We start from the raw sequence: 14,966 nt of genomic DNA, 5'->3' as shown, positions 1-14,966 counted from the left end.
TGTGATGTCTCCTGTCTTCAGGCGTTCTCGACGGCTTCTGCCCAGGCGCCATAGCCACCCAAGATGTCACTCACGTCGTTGAATCCGTTCCGCCGCAACAGACTTGCCGCGACCGACGAGCGGTACCCACCGGCGCAGTAGACGACGGTCGGTTTGGCGGGGTCGAGCTCACCGAGCCGCGCGGGCAACTGACCCACCGGGATGCCGATGGCATTCGGGATGGTCCCGGCAGCGACCTCACCGGGGTTGCGGACATCGACGATCTGCAGGTTCGGCAGCGCGGCGACCCGTTCGCCAAAAGCCTTGGCGGTCAACCGCGAGGCCCCCTGGACGTCACCCTGGTGGGCGACCAACGCCGCGTACGGCTCCGCCACGTAGCCGATCACCCGGTCGAAACCGATCCGGGCGAGCCGGTTCTTGCCCTCGAGTTCTTCGCCGGGCTCGGTGAACAGCACGATGTCGACGTCGGACGGCAGGACGGAACCGGCGAACTCCGCGTAACGGCCTTGCAGGCCGATGTTGACGGCGCCGCGCAGGTGACCCAGCGCGAAATCTTCGGGGCCACGGCCGTCCACCAGGACGGCGCCGGCGTCGATCGCCGCACGAGCCTGCTCGTAGGTCAGCGCCGACGGCAGCTTCGTCTCGTCCAGCAGCTCGCGATCCTTGCGGTTGAGGATCGCGTCGTAGACGAAGTAGCCCGGCGCGGGCGGCTGCCCCTCGGTGACGAGGTTCATGAACGAGGCCTTGTCGGTGGCGCGCAGCGCATAGTTCGTCGCCTTCTGATCACCGATCGTCGACCACAGGTCGGTCGACAGGTTCTTGCCACAGGCCGAGCCGGCGCCATGCGCCGGGTACACCCGGGTCGCATCGGGCAGCGTCATCAGCCTGTTGTGCAGCGACTCATAGAGCTTGTCCGCCAGTTCTTCTCGCGTGAAACCGATCGAGGCCAGCAGGTCGGGGCGGCCGACATCGCCGATGAAGAGCGTGTCTCCGGTCATGACGCCGTAGGGCGTCTGGTCGTCGGCGTGCTCGTACACCACCACGCTCATCGACTCGGGAGTGTGTCCGGGGGTGTGCCGGAACTCGAGCATCACGTCGCCCAGCGAGTAGCGCTCACCGTCGGCGACACCCGTCGACTCGAACTCGGTCTCGGCGACAGATGAGTAGACGATCTTGGCCCCGGTGGCCTTCGCCAGCTCGAGGTGACCGGAGAGGAAGTCTGCGTGAAAGTGCGTCTCGATGACCAATTCGATGGTCAGCCCATGCTCCTCGGCATCGGCAAGGTATCCGGCCACATCGCGCTGCGGGTCCACAACCACTGCGCGCCCGGTGGTTTCGTCACCGATCAGGTAGGACGCGTGCGACAGGCAATCCAGGTAATACTGCTGCAGGATCATCAGCGGCTTCTTTCTCCTCGTTGGGTAGCACCACTTCGAGCTACACCCTCATGGGTATTCAATATACCCCTGGGGGTATCTTATTCCAACCTCGAAAATACGGGCGGGGGTATCTGTCGCGCTCTCCTGAAAAGTACCCCGGCCCGTATACCCGGCGTAGAGGCTTAGGTCCCGCGCACCGGGTGGTGCTGGTCACGGGCGCCGTACCACCCGGCGATAGGCGCCACCTATCAGGGCATCTGAAATGCCGATGACCGATGCCTCATTCCGGACCTGAATCCCAGATTTCCCGGATTAGATTGGAGAGATGACCACCGTCAGAGACGGCCACGATGTCGACGCCACCTACGACGAACACGACATAGCGGTGACCGGCGCCGAACACGAAGCCGCCGGGGTCAAGGCCGTGATGGTCAGCATGCAGCGCGGGCTCCGGCAGATGGGTCCGCTGCGCACCGCCGAGACACTGACCAGGATCAATCAGCGGCACGGCTTCGACTGCCCGGGTTGCGCGTGGCCAGAGGAACATGGCGGACGCAAGCTCGCCGAGTTCTGCGAGAACGGCGCCAAGGCAGTGGCCGAGGAAGCGACGCGGCGCCGGGTCACCCCGGAATTCTTCGCCCGGCATCCGGTCGCCGAACTCGCCGAAAAGCCCGAATACTGGCTGTCCCAGCAGGGCCGCCTGACCCACCCGATGGTGCTGGCGCCCGGCGACAGCCATTACCGCCCGATCGACTGGGACGACGCGTACGCACTGATCGCCCGCGAGCTCAACGCCCTCGCCGGCCCCGACGAGGCGTTGTTCTACACCTCCGGCCGCACCAGCAACGAGGCCGCGTTCCTCTACCAATTGCTCGCGCGCAGTTTCGGCACCAACAACCTGCCGGACTGTTCCAACATGTGCCACGAGTCGTCGGGCACCGCGCTCGTCGAGTCGATCGGCATCGGCAAGGGCTCGGTGACCGTCGACGACGTCATCCACGCCGACTGCATCGTCATCGCCGGGCAGAACCCGGGCACCAACCACCCGCGCATGCTGTCGGTGCTGGAGAAGGCAAAAGCGCGGGGCGCCACGATCATCGCGATCAACCCCTTGCCCGAGGCCGGACTCATGCGGTTCAAGGATCCGCAGAAGGTGCACGGCGTCGTCGGCCACGGCGTGCCCATCGCCGACGAGTTCGTACAGATCCGCATCGGCGGCGACATGGCGCTGTTCGCCGGTCTGGGCCGGCTCCTGCTGGAAGCCGAGAACCGTTCGCCCGGAACCGTATTGGATCGCGACTTCATCGACCGGCACTGCGCCGGTTTCGAGGACTACGAAAGCCGCACCCGCGCAGTCGATCTGGATACCGTCACCGCGGCGAGCGGCATCAGCTGGGACCAGTTGGAGCGGGTCGCCGACGCGTTGATCCGCTCGGAGCGCACCATCATCTGCTGGGCGATGGGCCTGACGCAGCAGAAGCACGCGGTGGCCACCATCGGCGAGGCCACCAACCTGCTTCTCATGCGCGGCATGATCGGAAAGCCCGGCGCGGGCGTGTGTCCCGTGCGCGGCCACTCCAACGTGCAGGGCGACCGGACCATGGGCATCTGGGAGAAGATGCCCGAAGAGTTCCTGGCCGCGCTGGACGCCCGGTTCGGCATCACCTCACCGCGCAAGCACGGTCACGACACCGTCGACGGAATCCGGGCCATGCGTGACGGGCACGCCAAGGTCTTCATCGGGATGGGCGGCAACTTCGTCTCGGCCACCCCGGACACCGACGTCACCGCCGCAGCCATGCGCAATTGCGCTCTCACGGTGCAGATTTCGACGAAGCTCAATCGCAGCCATGTCGTTCACGGCCGCACCGCACTCATCCTGCCCACGCTGGGCCGCACCGACAAGGATTTCCAGGCCGGCGGCAAACAGGTGGTGTCGGTGGAGGATTCGATGTCGATGGTGCATCTGTCGCGCGGCGGCCTGACACCGCCCAGTGACCAGGTGCGCAGTGAGGTCGCGATCGTCTGCCAACTGGGCCGGACCCTGCTCGGGCCGGCGCACCCGGTGCCGTGGGAAGCCTTCAACGCCGACTACGACGGCATCCGCGACGCCATCGCGGACGTGGTTCCCGGATGCGCCGACTACAACACCCGGGTCCGTCAGCCGGATGGCTTCCAGCTGCCTCACCCACCCCGGGACTCCCGCGAATTCCCCACGCACACAGGCAAAGCCAACTTCTCGGTCGAACCCGTCGAATGGGTGCCGGTGCCCGAGGGCCGGCTGGTACTGCAGACCCTGCGCAGCCACGACCAGTACAACACCACCATCTACGGCTTGGACGACCGCTATCGCGGCGTCAAGGGCGGCCGGCGCGTGGTGTTCGTCAACCCGGCCGACATCGCTGCCCTCGGTCTCGCCGAGGGCAGCCGCGTCGACCTGGTCTCCGAATTCGACGGCCACGAGCGCCGCGCGAAAGACTTTCTGGTGGTGCCCTATTCGACACCCGTCGGCAATGCCGCGGCCTACTACCCGGAGACCAATCCCTTGATCCCGTTGGACCACACTGCCCGCAAATCCAATACGCCGGTGTCCAAGGCCGTGGTGATCAGGTTGGAACCATGGGTCGGGTAACCGCACGGCGCCGAGCCGAACACGTCACCGCCGGCGGCGCCGTCTCCCGCCCGGAAACCCTGGCTGTCGAGGAGCCCCTGGAAATCCGGGTCAACGGCACTCCCCTCACCGTCACCATGCGGACGCCGGGCTCGGATGTCGAACTCGCCCAAGGGTTTCTGCTCACCGAGGGCGTGATCGCCCGCCGCGATGACATCGCCCGCGTCGCCTACTGCCGCGGCGCCACCGAAGACGGCAGCAACACCTACAACGTGCTCGACGTGATGTTGGCGCCGCACGTCCCGCCGCCGTCGGTCGACGTGACCCGCAACTTCTACACCACCTCGTCGTGCGGCGTGTGCGGCAAGGCCTCCATCGACGCCGTCCGGACCGTCAGCCACTACTCCCCCGGTGACGACCCGACCACCGTCACCAACGCCATCCTGTCGGCGCTGCCCCAGCAGCTGCGCCAAGCCCAGAAGGTGTTCAACAGCACCGGCGGGCTGCACGCCGCCGCGCTGTTCAGCGCCGAGGGTGAGATGTTCGTCGCCCGCGAGGACATCGGGCGGCACAACGCGGTGGACAAGGTGATCGGGTGGGCGCTGGAGCAGGGCCGCGTTCCGCTGACCGGCACCGTCCTGCTGGTGAGCGGCCGGGCGTCGTTCGAACTGACGCAGAAGGCGGTCATGGCCGGCATCCCGCTGCTGGCGGCCGTATCCGCGCCGTCGTCGTTGGCGGTCGACCTGGCCAGCCAGGCCGGGCTCACGTTGGTGGCCTTCCTCCGCGGCGAGTCGATGAACGTCTACACCCGGCCGGACCGCATCGTCCGGTAGCCGTGATACGCAAAAGCCCCCGCCGGGAAGCGGGGGCTTTTCCGTTTGAGAGAGCTAGGCGCTCTTGTCGCGACGCTCCGAGCGGGGCGCCTTGCGCGGCACGATGGTCGGCAGCACGTTGTCCTGCACGGTTTCCTTGGTGACGACCACCTTGGCGACGTCGTCGCGGCTCGGGATGTCGAACATCACCGGCTGCAGGACCTCTTCCATGATGGCGCGCAGGCCACGGGCACCGGTCCCGCGGTGGATGGCCTGGTCGGCGATCGCGTCGAGGGCGTCGTCGGTGAACTCCAGCTCCACCCCGTCCATCTCGAAGAGCCGCACGTACTGCTTGACCAGCGCGTTCTTCGGCTTGGACAGGATCGACACCAGCGATTCCTTGTCCAGGTTGGTCACCGACGCCACGACCGGGAGCCGGCCGATGAACTCGGGGATCAGACCGAACTTGATCAGGTCCTCGGGCAACACCTCGGCGAAGTGGTCCTGCGTGTCGATCTCGGCCTTGGAGTGCACCTCGGCGCCGAAGCCCAGACCGCGCTTGCCGACCCGGTCGGACACGATCTTCTCCAGGCCCGCGAACGCACCGGCCACGATGAACAGCACGTTCGTGGTGTCGATCTGGATGAATTCCTGGTGCGGGTGCTTGCGACCGCCCTGCGGCGGCACCGACGCCTGCGTCCCCTCGAGGATCTTCAGCAGTGCCTGCTGCACGCCCTCACCGGACACGTCGCGGGTGATCGACGGGTTCTCGCTCTTGCGGGCGATCTTGTCGACCTCGTCGATGTAGATGATGCCGGTCTCGGCGCGCTTGACGTCGTAGTCGGCCGCCTGGATCAGCTTCAGCAGGATGTTCTCGACGTCCTCGCCGACGTAGCCGGCCTCGGTCAGCGCCGTCGCATCGGCGATGGCGAACGGCACGTTGAGCATCTTGGCGAGCGTCTGCGCCAGGTACGTCTTGCCGCAGCCGGTCGGCCCGAGCATCAGGATGTTCGACTTGGCGAGCTCGACCGGCTCACCCCGGGAGTCACGCGACTTCTCCTGCGCCTGGATGCGCTTGTAGTGGTTGTAGACAGCCACGGCGAGCGTCTTCTTGGCGTTGTCCTGACCGATGACGTAGCCCTCGAGGAAGTCCCGGATCTCCTGGGGCTTGGGCAGCTCGTCGAGCTTGACGTCGTCAGCGTCGGCCAGCTCCTCTTCGATGATCTCGTTGCAGAGGTCGATGCACTCGTCGCAGATGTAGACGCCAGGTCCAGCAATCAGCTTCTTGACCTGCTTCTGGCTCTTTCCACAGAACGAGCACTTCAGCAGGTCACCGCCGTCTCCGATGCGCGCCATGGGGTGAGGCCCTACTTTCTCCGGTCTCCGTCAGTCGTTACACCAGATAGTGGGTTATTCCGGGTGTGATCCCGACGCTACCCGTTCGCTCCGTTGCGGTGCGACCGAAAGGGCCGAATCGCTCCGGTGGTATTTATCCGTGTGCAGGAGAACATAGCCCGATCGGTGGCTTGCCACCCCTCGGCGCGCTGACCGTGATTCTGGCGTGTCTTTCCGGCGCCGGGTGGCGTTGGCTCGGCAGGCCTCTGATCAGGGCTGTTCACCTATCCGCAACCCTACCGTGTGCACATCGAAGCCGCCGACGCATTTCGCGGCCAGCGCAAGCCGGCGGCCCGGCTGCCTATCCCTGCAGCCGACCGCCCAGCTCACCGACCGGCACCGCGACCGTGAGCGGGCCGCCGTTGCCCACGAGCTGACTCTCGCCGAAAAAGAAGGTGACGGCCTCGTCGGTGATCGCGAAATTCCGGTACGAGCCGCGGTCCGGTTCGATCAACGCCGCATTGCGCGCCTTCAACGCGTGCTGCACCACCGGCGTCAGGATCGCCGCCGAATCAGAACCGGGACCGAACAGCGTGTCGATGGTGATCGGCCCGCCCGCCCCGTAGGTGAAGGTCCGGTACCGGATATCGGGATGTCCTTCGTGGGCCAGCCCCGTCGGGTCGACGATCTTGAGCACCAGGCTCTGCGTCCGCGCCGAGCGGTACATCGTCGGCGTCACGGTCTCCTCATACACCCGGCCGCGGCCGAACTGCTCCACCCAGCCGACGAAGCCGTCGCGGTCCTCGACCAGGAAGTCCGCGACCGCCTGCTGATCGGGATAGTCGACCGGGAAGGCGGCGGTCCGTTCATACCCGGTGCCGACCTCATGCATGCGGCAGATGCCGGTGACGTCGGGCGTCCCGCCCAGCGCGCCACACGACTGCTGCGCCGACGCAGCCGGCGCCAGGCTCAGGAACGCCGCCGTCGCGGCCAGGGCAAGAGCCGAAATCCTCATGCCCTCATGGTTGGCCGCTGCCCTTGGCAGATTCTTGGTGTGCGGCTACCCGAGTTCGAGGGTGAATTCATGCGCGCCGATGCGGATGCGATCGCCATCGAACAGATTGGTGTTGGCCTCGATGCGAGTGCCCTGCACATAGACGCCGTTGGCCGAGCGCAGGTCGACCATCACCGACCCGCTGCCCGCATCGACGATGACGGCGTGGTGCCGGCTGACGTCTGCGGCGTCGAGCACGATGTCGTTGTCGGCGAGGCGACCGATGCGGGTTGCCATCGCGCGCAAGGCGAACCACTGCCCCGACGCGTCGCGCAGGCCCGCCCTGGACGCGCTCGTCCGCGTGGAGCCCGACCGGAGCCGGCCGATGGTGTGCACCGCCGTCGCCTGCGCGGTGCCCTGCACGTCGAGTGGTTCCTGCCGCAGAATGCGTTGCTGCAGGGCACTTATCGCCGCACCGGGATCGATGCCGAGGTCCTCGGCCAGGATCGACTTCACGCGCCGGAACGCTTCGAGTGCGTCCGCCTGCCGTCCGCAGCTGTAGTAGGCGGTGATCAGCTGCACCCACAGCGGTTCGCGGTAGGGCTGCTCGGCGACCAGGGATTCCAGCGGCCCGATCACCAGAGCTGCCTGGCCACAGGCGATTTCGGCTTCCGCACGGGCGGTCTCCACGACGATGCGCTCGTCGACCAGGGCGGCGGCGACGGCGTCGACGAAGGCGAAGTCGGACAGATCGCCGAGGACCGGACCCCGCCACTGCGCCAGGGCCGCCGACAGGTGCACCGCCGCGGACGGGAAGTGGCCGGCGGCCGCCGCCCGTACCCCGGCGACCTTCTCCTTCTCGAAGCGCCCCAGATCGGTGGCGTCCTCCGGCACGTCGAGCCGGTATCCCGGCGGAGCGGCGGCCAGCGTCTCTCGCGGCATTCCGGACTCCGCCAAGATCTTTCGCAGGTTGGAGATGTAGGAGTGCAATGCGGTACGGGCGGCCGCGGCCGGGGACTGCTCCCACACCGCGTCGATCAACGCGTCCACCGACACCGGGCGCCCTCGGTTGAGCAGCAGCATCGCGAACACCGCACGCTGCTTGGGTGCGCCCAGCGGGACGACGCGGTCGTCGACGGCCATCCGCAGCGTGCCCAGAACACCGAAATCGATTCCGGTCGGCCGCATGGGCCGAGGGTATCCGGTGCTATCGGCCGATGCGGGCTATTGCCAGTTCCGCGAACGTCTTCAGAGTGTCGCAGCGCCACACGTAGCTGCCCGTGACGCGATAGAGCCGTTCGCCCGTCAACAACACCGTGAGCGTCGTCGACGGCGGCGTGACGTTCGGTTCATACGTGCAGACCGCTCGCAGGCCCACGCCATCGACCTCGGTGGCCCTGGGCCACGCAGCCACCTCCTTGAATGTCGTTGCCGCGTCCCAAGGAAACGCATCGGCGAACCGGACGTCGGACAGCAGGCTGCGGCCACCCACCGGTCCGTCCAATACCCGGTAGGCGCAAGACAATTCGGGGAGTTGGGTTCGGATCGGTTCGGCAGTCGCCGGACCTTCGAGAAAGACCGCGGCTTCATCGGTGTGCACCCAGCTGCAGGCTTCGGTGGTCGTGTCGGCGTCGGCGTGCGCGGCCGCCGACAGGGTGACCGCGACGGCCATTGCCGTCAGTGCGGACGCGAGCCGCCTCATGACCGGTAACCCTGCCCGAAGGTCATGGCGTCGACGACGCGGCCGTCGTTCACGGTGGGGCCGAGCAGTACCTTCGTGGCGTTCGCCGCCGGGTCGTAGGACAGCAGCGCCGTCGACGGGCTGCAACCTGTCGTCGACTTCAGAACCAGTGAACCGCCGGACGAACCGACAACGTCGATGTTGTTGCCGGCCCTCGGCACCTTGACGCGCTGCGTGTGGCCGTCGCTGGTCACGCGCGACAGGAACACGACGCCGCAGGCGCCGAGGGATTGCACGAAGGTGCCGCTGGGCAACTGCCAGAGCCCGACGTCGCCGTAGTCGCCGTCGAATCCGGGTTCGTTCTTGGCGTTGTTGAGGGCAGTGAGCGCGGTCGGCGCCGATCCGTCGAGCGGCACCTTCCACAGTTGGCTTGCCGCAGAGTTCTCGATGTTGCACCGGGCGACGAAATCCGTCGGTGTCAGCCAGCGGGTCGTCATGCACACGCCATTCGGCATCGGTACCGGCAGCACCCGCCCGACAGTGCCGTCGTTGCCCATGAGGACGAAGCTGTTGTCGGTTCGCGGGGCCGCGTCGTTGCCACGGTTGGCCGTCGACAGCACGAGCGTCGTGCCGTCGGGAGTCTCGAGGTAGTCGCCGCCGAATCGGCCGGCGCCGGCGAGGTTCTCGGTCGGGTAGGTCAGTTGGACGTTGCCCGCGAGGTCAACGCGCTGCAGCGTGCTGGGCTGGCCCTGGCTGCTGCTCGACAGCACGATCGCTTCACCGTTCGGGCGGCTGAACCGCGCGGACGCCCGAGACGGGAACGACGTCTGCCGGCCGGTGTGCAGATCGACGACGATGACGGTGTCGTCGCCCATCGAGAACAGCGCCCGGCCGCCGTCGCCCGACCAGTCCAGCAGGTGCGGCTTCCACCCCTTGTCGTTCGGCGCGAACGTCGTGACGGCGTACCGGCGCCCCACCGGATCGATCAGAAACAGTGTGTTGGCGGCGTTCTCGGGCCGCGGCTCGTCGGGCGCCGGGCGCTCACCCGGACGGTGCCCGGCGACCGGGTTCCACGTCGCCAGGGTCCAGCCGTCGCCCACCTCGTTCCACGGCACCTGCTTCGCGGTCTCAGGAGTGGGATTCGCCTGGGCCACAGGCAATCCGACCGTCATGGACACTGCGAGCGCGGCTGCGGCCAGCGCGGCGGTGCGGTGTGAGTGTCGGCTCATGGCAGGTCCTGTTCAGTGGCCGGAATTCGTGGTCGCGTCACAGGGTGCGGTGGGCGTCTTGGTGAATTCTTGGCGGGCGTCGTCGCGGCCGCCTGCGTCCTGACGCCGAACGGCCAGCTCGCAATCCAGACGCACGCCGCGCCCATCAGCGCCCCGCGACTGGATACTCGCGCGGTCCAGTTCGCCGCGTTCGTCCAGGAGATGACGACCCGCGAGCAGGAGTTGCGCGATCAGCTCACTGCCGCTGCGGCGACGAACACGTTCGCGGGGCCGGTGTCCCTGGCCGCCACCGACCCGCTCGCGACGGCCGGCGGTGTTGTCGTCGACGCGATCAAAGCCCTCGGGGTGGCCGTTGTCGAGGCAGCCAAGAGCACCGCCGTGTCCGTGGTTTCCATACCGCTGATCATGCTGAATCGCGCGGCCACCGATCCCTTCTACCTCCCGTGGTTGCCGATCGGGTTGGTGGCCTATGCGTTCACGCTCCCGTTCCAGGTGGTGGGAACGTTCGCGTACGACTTGGTCGCGAACCTGACGCAGGTGGTGACGGCACTGGTGCCGGCGGCCGCCGGCCCGGCACCGGCCGCGGCCGACAGCCCGGCATCGGTCGCGGCCAACCCGTCGCCGACCGCGGCCAACCCGGTCCAACAGGCCATCGACACCGTCAAGACGCGCGTGACCGACGCGACCAACGCCGCCGGCTCGGCCTTGGCCGCCGCGCCGTCCGCGCTGGCATCCGGGCTGCAGCTGCCGTCGGCACTCGCTCCGCTCGCACCCATCGCCGGCGCGGCCTACGCGGCCCTGTCACCGGCGATCGCCGTCGCGAACTTCATCTCGGTCCTGGTGACGGGCAAGGCGCTGCCGTTCAACGTGGTGAAGCCGCAGCTGTCGTCCGTCTTGTCGGTGGCGGCCACCGCTCCGCGCGCGACGGCGGCGACCGACAAGTCGTCGGAGCCGGACTCCCCCGCGACCGGTAACGCCGGCACGAACGACGCCGCCGGCGCCGAGAAGCCGTCCACCCAGACCGAGAAGAAGTCCACCAAGACCGTGAGCATGCCGCGGACCCGTCGGACCTCGCCTACGCCGACCGCAAGCACCACGCCGGCCAAGACGACCGACGCGACGGACGATTCACCCACCAAGACCGACAGCGATCCGGCGCCGGCCGGCAAGCCGGAGAAGCCCGCGAAGTCGGACAAGCCCGAAAAGTCGGAGAAGCCCGGCACCGACAATTCGTCGGCACCGCAACACGATTCGACGAAGGGCAAGAAGGCCTCCGACAAGAAGGCCAAGGACAAGAAGGCCGCCAAGGGCGGCGCATCGTCCGCCGCCTCGAAGGCTTCCTCGGCCAAGGACTGAACAAACGTCAGCGGCCGCCAACCTGAACAGGTTGGCGGCCGCTGTGCGTTGTGAGACTCAGGCCTTCTGGGCCGAGAGCTTCCGGTACTCCAGGACCGTGTCGATGATCCCGTATTCCTTGGCGTCGGCCGCGGTCAGGATCTTGTCGCGGTCGGTGTCCTTGCGGATGACGGCGGCTTCCTTGCCGGTGTGCCGTGCCAGCGTCTCCTCCATGAGGGTCCGCATGCGCTCGATCTCGGCGGCCTGAATTTCCAGGTCGGAGAACTGACCCTGGATGACGCCACCGAGCGAGGGCTGGTGGATCAGCACGCGGGCGTTCGGCAGCGCCATGCGCTTGCCCGGCGTACCGGCCGCCAGCAGCACCGCGGCGGCCGACGCGGCCTGACCGAGGCAGACGGTCTGGATGTCGGCGCGGACGTACTGCATGGTGTCGTAGATCGCCATCAGCGAGGTGAACGAGCCACCCGGCGAGTTGATGTACATGGTGATGTCGCGATCGGGGTCCTGCGACTCGAGCACCAGCAACTGGGCCATCACGTCGTTGGCGGACACGTCGTCGACCTGGGCGCCCAGGAAGATGATGCGCTCGTCGAACAGCTTGGCGTAGGGGTCGACGATGCGCTCACCGAGGTGGGTGCGCTCGCTGAACTGCGGCAGGATGTAACGCGCCTGCGGAGCCAGCTCAGGGTTCAGATGCTTGGAGATCACTTCGAGGCTCCCTTGCCGCCGTTGAGGTTTGCACGGGTGATGATGTGGTCGACGAAGCCGTATTCCAGCGCCTCCTGCGCCGTGAACCAGCGGTCACGGTCGGAGTCGGCCTCGATCTGCTCGACGCTCTTGCCCGTGAACTGGGCGTTGAGCCGGAACATCTCCTTCTTGATGACGTGGAACTGTTCGGCCTGGATCGCGATGTCCGCCGCGCTACCGGTGACGCCACCGAGCGGCTGGTGCATCAGGACGCGGGCGTGCGGCAGCGCGTGGCGCTTGCCCTTGGTGCCGGCGGCCAGCAGGAACTCACCCATCGACGCGGCCATGCCCATCGCGTAGGTGGCGATGTCGCACTCCGACAACTCCATGGTGTCGAAGATCGCCATGCCGGCGCTGATCGAGCCACCCGGCGAGTTGATGTACATGTGGATGTCCTTGGACGGGTCTTCCGCCGTCAGGAGCAGGATCTGGGCGCACAGCCGGTTGGCGATGTCGTCGTCGACCTGCGAGCCCAGGAAGATGATGCGCTCGGCAAGCAAACGCTCATAGACCGAGTCCGTGAGGTTGAGCCCCGGTGCGCTTGAACGCATGTCAGTCACGACTGGATACCTGCTTTCTCGAGTTCGTCCACACGACATTAACCAACGGCCGACGGCCGCGACTCCCCGACGCGGTCTAGTTCGCTCACAGCGTCACAGTCGCCGGAGAGCGGACGGTGCCGCAGGCATCACTGAAGACACCTGCGGCACCTGTACCACGATCAGAGTTCGAGGACTCAGTCCTCAGAGTCCTTCGCCTTCTTGGCCTTCTTTTCCTTGGCCGGCTTCTCGTCCTTCGCCTCGGCCTTGGCCTTCTTGGCCTTGGCCGGCTTCTCGTCCTCGGCCGGAGCCTCGTCCGCGGCGGGGGCCTCGGCTTCGGCCTCATCGGCGGCTTCGGCCTCAGCGGCGTCGCCGGCCGGGCCGAAGAACTCCGCGGTGTCGACGGTGTTGCCGTCGGTGTCGGTGACGGTCGCGCCCGAGACGACAGCGGCGATCGTCATGCCGCGACGGATGTCGGCGAACATGGACGGCAGCTGGTTGTTCTGCTGCAGGATCTGGATCAGCTGCTGCGGCTCGATGCCGTACTGGCGGGCCATCAGAGCGATGCGCTCCATCAGGTCGCCCTGGCCGACCTTGACGTCCAGCTCGTCGGCGATGGCGTCCATCAGCAGCTGGGTCTTGACGGCCTTCTCGGCGTTGGTGCGGGTGTCCGCGTCGAACTCCTCGCGGCTGCTGCCCTGCTCCTTGAGCTGCTCCTCGAACTTGGCCTCATCGTGGTCGAGTCCGTGGACCGCGTTGTGGACGGTCTCATCGACGGTCGCCTGGACGATGGCCTCGGGCAGCGGCACCTCGATCTGCTCCAGCAGGGCCTCGACGGCCTTGTCGCGGATCTGCTCGGCCTGACCGATCTGCTTCACGCGGCGAACCTGGGTGACCAGGCTCTCCTTGAGCTCATCGATGGTGTCGAACTCGCTGGCCAGCTGGGCGAAGTCGTCGTCCGGCTCCGGCAGCTCGCGCTCCTTGACCGACTTGACGGTGACGGTGACCTGGGCTTCCTTACCGGCGTGCTCGCCGGCGGCCAGCGTGGTCGGGAAGTCCTTGGACTCGCCGGCCTTCAGGCCGATGATGGCCTCGTCGAGGCCCTCGATCAGCTGACCGGAACCGATCTGGTGCGACAGGCCCTCGGTCTTGGCCTCCGGCACGTCCTCGCCGTCGACGGTGGCCGACAGGTCGATGGAGACGAAGTCGCCGTCAGCGGCGGCGCGCTCGACACCGGTCAGGGTGCCGAAGCGAGCGCGCAGGTTCTGCAGTTCGGCATCGACCTCGTCGTCGTTGATGACGATCGGGTCGACGGTGATCTTGATGGCCTTCAGGTCCGGCAGGGTGATCTCCGGACGGACGTCGACCTCGGCGGTGAAGACGAGCTCGTCGTTGTCCTCGAGCTTGGTGATGTCGATCTCGGGCTGGCCCAGCGGCTTGACGTCCTGGGCGGTGACGGCCTCGCCGTAGCGGGCCGGGATGGCGCTGTTGACGACCTGCTCCAGCACGGCGCCGCGGCCGACGCGGGCCTCGAGCAGCTTGGCCGGGGCCTTGCCGGGACGGAAGCCGGGCAGGCGGACCTGCTTGGCCAGCTCCTTGTAGGCCTGGTCGAACTCGGGTTGAAGCTCGGTGAAGGGCACCTCCACGTTGATGCGAACCCGAGTCGGGCTCAACTGCTCCACGGTGCTCTTCACAGCGTTACTCCTTGTTTTTTGATACTTGCCATCAGTCGGTGGTCGGGGTGACAGGATTTGAACCTGCGGCCTTCCGCTCCCAAAGCGGATGCGCTACCAAGCTGCGCTACACCCCGTGCCTCGTCGCGGTCGCATTACCGCGGTCGAGATACTACGTCCTAGACACGCGACACCATCAATTGGATTGGCGGCCGCTGTCCCGGTACTGTCTGCCGGTACTGTGATCGCAGCAGCGCACGCGGGCGTAGCTCAATGGTAGAGCCTCAGTCTTCCAAACTGATTACGCGGGTTCGATTCCCGTCGCCCGCTCCATGGGACCGGCCTGACCAGGCCGGTCCTTTTGTATCGGGGCCCGATTTCCGGCCCCGCACCCGACGCCCGGACCGCGGTGCCCAACGCGCACACGACAGCGCTGCGTCGTCCGGCAAATGACTTTGCCGGACCGGTGCACAACACTTATTGACCGAGCAGCTAATAAAAGCCTTTCCAAGGGCCCCGAATTCGGTGTAATTCGGCTCTTCATGATTGACGGTGTAGTTGGGGTCTGAATCCGCCGGTTTCGAGTAGGGATCGGGCGATGTAGTGGGTG

At 66.9% G+C, this 14,966-nt stretch carries 12 protein-coding genes and 2 tRNA genes; 4 read left to right on the top strand and 10 right to left on the bottom strand.

Translation table 11 applies throughout. The features are described 5' to 3' along the window. Positions 1–17 precede the first annotated feature (17 nt). Positions 18–1,397 carry a rhodanese-like domain-containing protein gene (locus tag ACJH6H_RS20895; protein ID WP_406775703.1) on the bottom strand — a complete coding sequence of 460 codons (1,380 nt, stop codon included), beginning with the start codon at positions 1,395–1,397 and terminating at the stop codon, positions 18–20. Positions 1,398–1,704: 307 nt separating this feature from the next. On the opposite strand from ACJH6H_RS20895, the gene ACJH6H_RS20890 reads away from it, so the two are divergent. Further along, positions 1,705–4,011: an FdhF/YdeP family oxidoreductase gene (locus ACJH6H_RS20890; RefSeq protein WP_406775702.1), complete on the top strand. Its 2,307-nt coding sequence runs from the start codon at positions 1,705–1,707 to the stop codon at positions 4,009–4,011. Next, on the top strand, positions 3,999–4,823 hold the full coding sequence (gene fdhD, locus ACJH6H_RS20885) for a formate dehydrogenase accessory sulfurtransferase FdhD (protein ID WP_406775701.1): 825 nt from the start codon (positions 3,999–4,001) through the stop codon (positions 4,821–4,823). The genes ACJH6H_RS20890 and fdhD overlap by 13 nt, the downstream gene beginning before the upstream one ends. A gap of 54 nt (positions 4,824–4,877) precedes the next feature. Here fdhD and clpX read toward each other — a convergent pair whose 3' ends face one another. The 5 genes from clpX to ACJH6H_RS20860 form a co-directional block, all read right to left on the bottom strand. Further along, entirely contained in the window at positions 4,878–6,158 is a 1,281-nt protein-coding gene (gene clpX, locus ACJH6H_RS20880; RefSeq protein ID WP_020102203.1) for an ATP-dependent Clp protease ATP-binding subunit ClpX, read from the bottom strand. Positions 6,159–6,498: 340 nt separating this feature from the next. Further along, positions 6,499–7,152, bottom strand: coding sequence for an RsiV family protein (locus ACJH6H_RS20875; protein ID WP_133427215.1), 654 nt, complete (start codon positions 7,150–7,152; stop codon positions 6,499–6,501). 45 nt (positions 7,153–7,197) lie between these two features. Beyond that, a complete protein-coding gene (locus ACJH6H_RS20870) occupies positions 7,198–8,319 on the bottom strand; it encodes a BTAD domain-containing putative transcriptional regulator (protein WP_406775700.1) in 1,122 nt (373 codons plus the stop codon). Positions 8,320–8,338: 19 nt separating this feature from the next. Further along, positions 8,339–8,833, bottom strand: a complete 495-nt coding sequence (locus ACJH6H_RS20865; protein WP_133427213.1) for a hypothetical protein — start codon at positions 8,831–8,833, stop codon at positions 8,339–8,341. Continuing rightward, positions 8,830–10,041, bottom strand: a complete 1,212-nt coding sequence (locus tag ACJH6H_RS20860; protein WP_406775699.1) for a hypothetical protein — start codon at positions 10,039–10,041, stop codon at positions 8,830–8,832. Before ACJH6H_RS20860 ends, ACJH6H_RS20865 begins: the two co-directional genes overlap by 4 nt. Positions 10,042–10,110: 69 nt before the next feature. Between ACJH6H_RS20860 and ACJH6H_RS20855 the strand changes: the two genes are divergently transcribed. Beyond that, complete coding sequence (locus ACJH6H_RS20855) at positions 10,111–11,397, top strand: hypothetical protein (protein WP_406775698.1); 1,287 nt, start codon at positions 10,111–10,113, stop codon at positions 11,395–11,397. A 57-nt stretch (positions 11,398–11,454) separates the two neighbouring features. On the opposite strand, the gene ACJH6H_RS20850 is transcribed toward ACJH6H_RS20855, so the two are convergent. From ACJH6H_RS20850 to ACJH6H_RS20835, 4 genes are all read right to left on the bottom strand, one after another. Further along, entirely contained in the window at positions 11,455–12,090 is a 636-nt protein-coding gene (locus tag ACJH6H_RS20850) for an ATP-dependent Clp protease proteolytic subunit (RefSeq protein WP_064859782.1), read from the bottom strand. 11 nt (positions 12,091–12,101) lie between these two features. Then, positions 12,102–12,695 (bottom strand): ATP-dependent Clp protease proteolytic subunit, encoded by a 594-nt coding sequence (locus ACJH6H_RS20845; protein WP_064859779.1) that lies wholly within the window; start codon positions 12,693–12,695, stop codon positions 12,102–12,104. A gap of 185 nt (positions 12,696–12,880) precedes the next feature. Continuing rightward, entirely contained in the window at positions 12,881–14,377 is a 1,497-nt protein-coding gene (gene tig, locus ACJH6H_RS20840) for a trigger factor (RefSeq protein ID WP_406775697.1), read from the bottom strand. Positions 14,378–14,416: 39 nt separating this feature from the next. Beyond that, a tRNA-Pro gene (locus ACJH6H_RS20835) sits at positions 14,417–14,493 on the bottom strand. A gap of 122 nt (positions 14,494–14,615) precedes the next feature. Here ACJH6H_RS20835 and ACJH6H_RS20830 point away from each other — a divergent pair. Further along, positions 14,616–14,689 (top strand) — tRNA-Gly (locus ACJH6H_RS20830). The last annotated feature ends 277 nt before the right edge of the window (positions 14,690–14,966 follow it).

The sequence above is a fragment of the Mycobacterium sp. SMC-21 genome (assembly GCF_045310825.1).
GTDB lineage: Bacteria > Actinomycetota > Actinomycetes > Mycobacteriales > Mycobacteriaceae > Mycobacterium.
Note: the sequence above shows the minus strand (reverse complement) of the source record. Positions and strands in the feature narration are given on the sequence as shown.

Excerpts from the sequence above, each read along its gene's own strand:
- ACJH6H_RS20895 (WP_406775703.1), bottom strand. The coding sequence starts at position 1,397 with ATGATCCTGCAGCAGTATTACCTGGATTGCCTGTCGCACGCGTCCTAC.
- ACJH6H_RS20890 (WP_406775702.1), top strand. The coding sequence starts at position 1,705 with ATGACCACCGTCAGAGACGGCCACGATGTCGACGCCACCTACGACGAA.
- fdhD (WP_406775701.1), top strand. The coding sequence starts at position 3,999 with ATGGGTCGGGTAACCGCACGGCGCCGAGCCGAACACGTCACCGCCGGC.
- clpX (WP_020102203.1), bottom strand. The coding sequence starts at position 6,158 with ATGGCGCGCATCGGAGACGGCGGTGACCTGCTGAAGTGCTCGTTCTGT.
- ACJH6H_RS20875 (WP_133427215.1), bottom strand. The coding sequence starts at position 7,152 with ATGAGGATTTCGGCTCTTGCCCTGGCCGCGACGGCGGCGTTCCTGAGC.
- ACJH6H_RS20870 (WP_406775700.1), bottom strand. The coding sequence starts at position 8,319 with ATGCGGCCGACCGGAATCGATTTCGGTGTTCTGGGCACGCTGCGGATG.
- ACJH6H_RS20865 (WP_133427213.1), bottom strand. The coding sequence starts at position 8,833 with ATGAGGCGGCTCGCGTCCGCACTGACGGCAATGGCCGTCGCGGTCACC.
- ACJH6H_RS20860 (WP_406775699.1), bottom strand. The coding sequence starts at position 10,041 with ATGAGCCGACACTCACACCGCACCGCCGCGCTGGCCGCAGCCGCGCTC.
- ACJH6H_RS20845 (WP_064859779.1), bottom strand. The coding sequence starts at position 12,695 with ATGCGTTCAAGCGCACCGGGGCTCAACCTCACGGACTCGGTCTATGAG.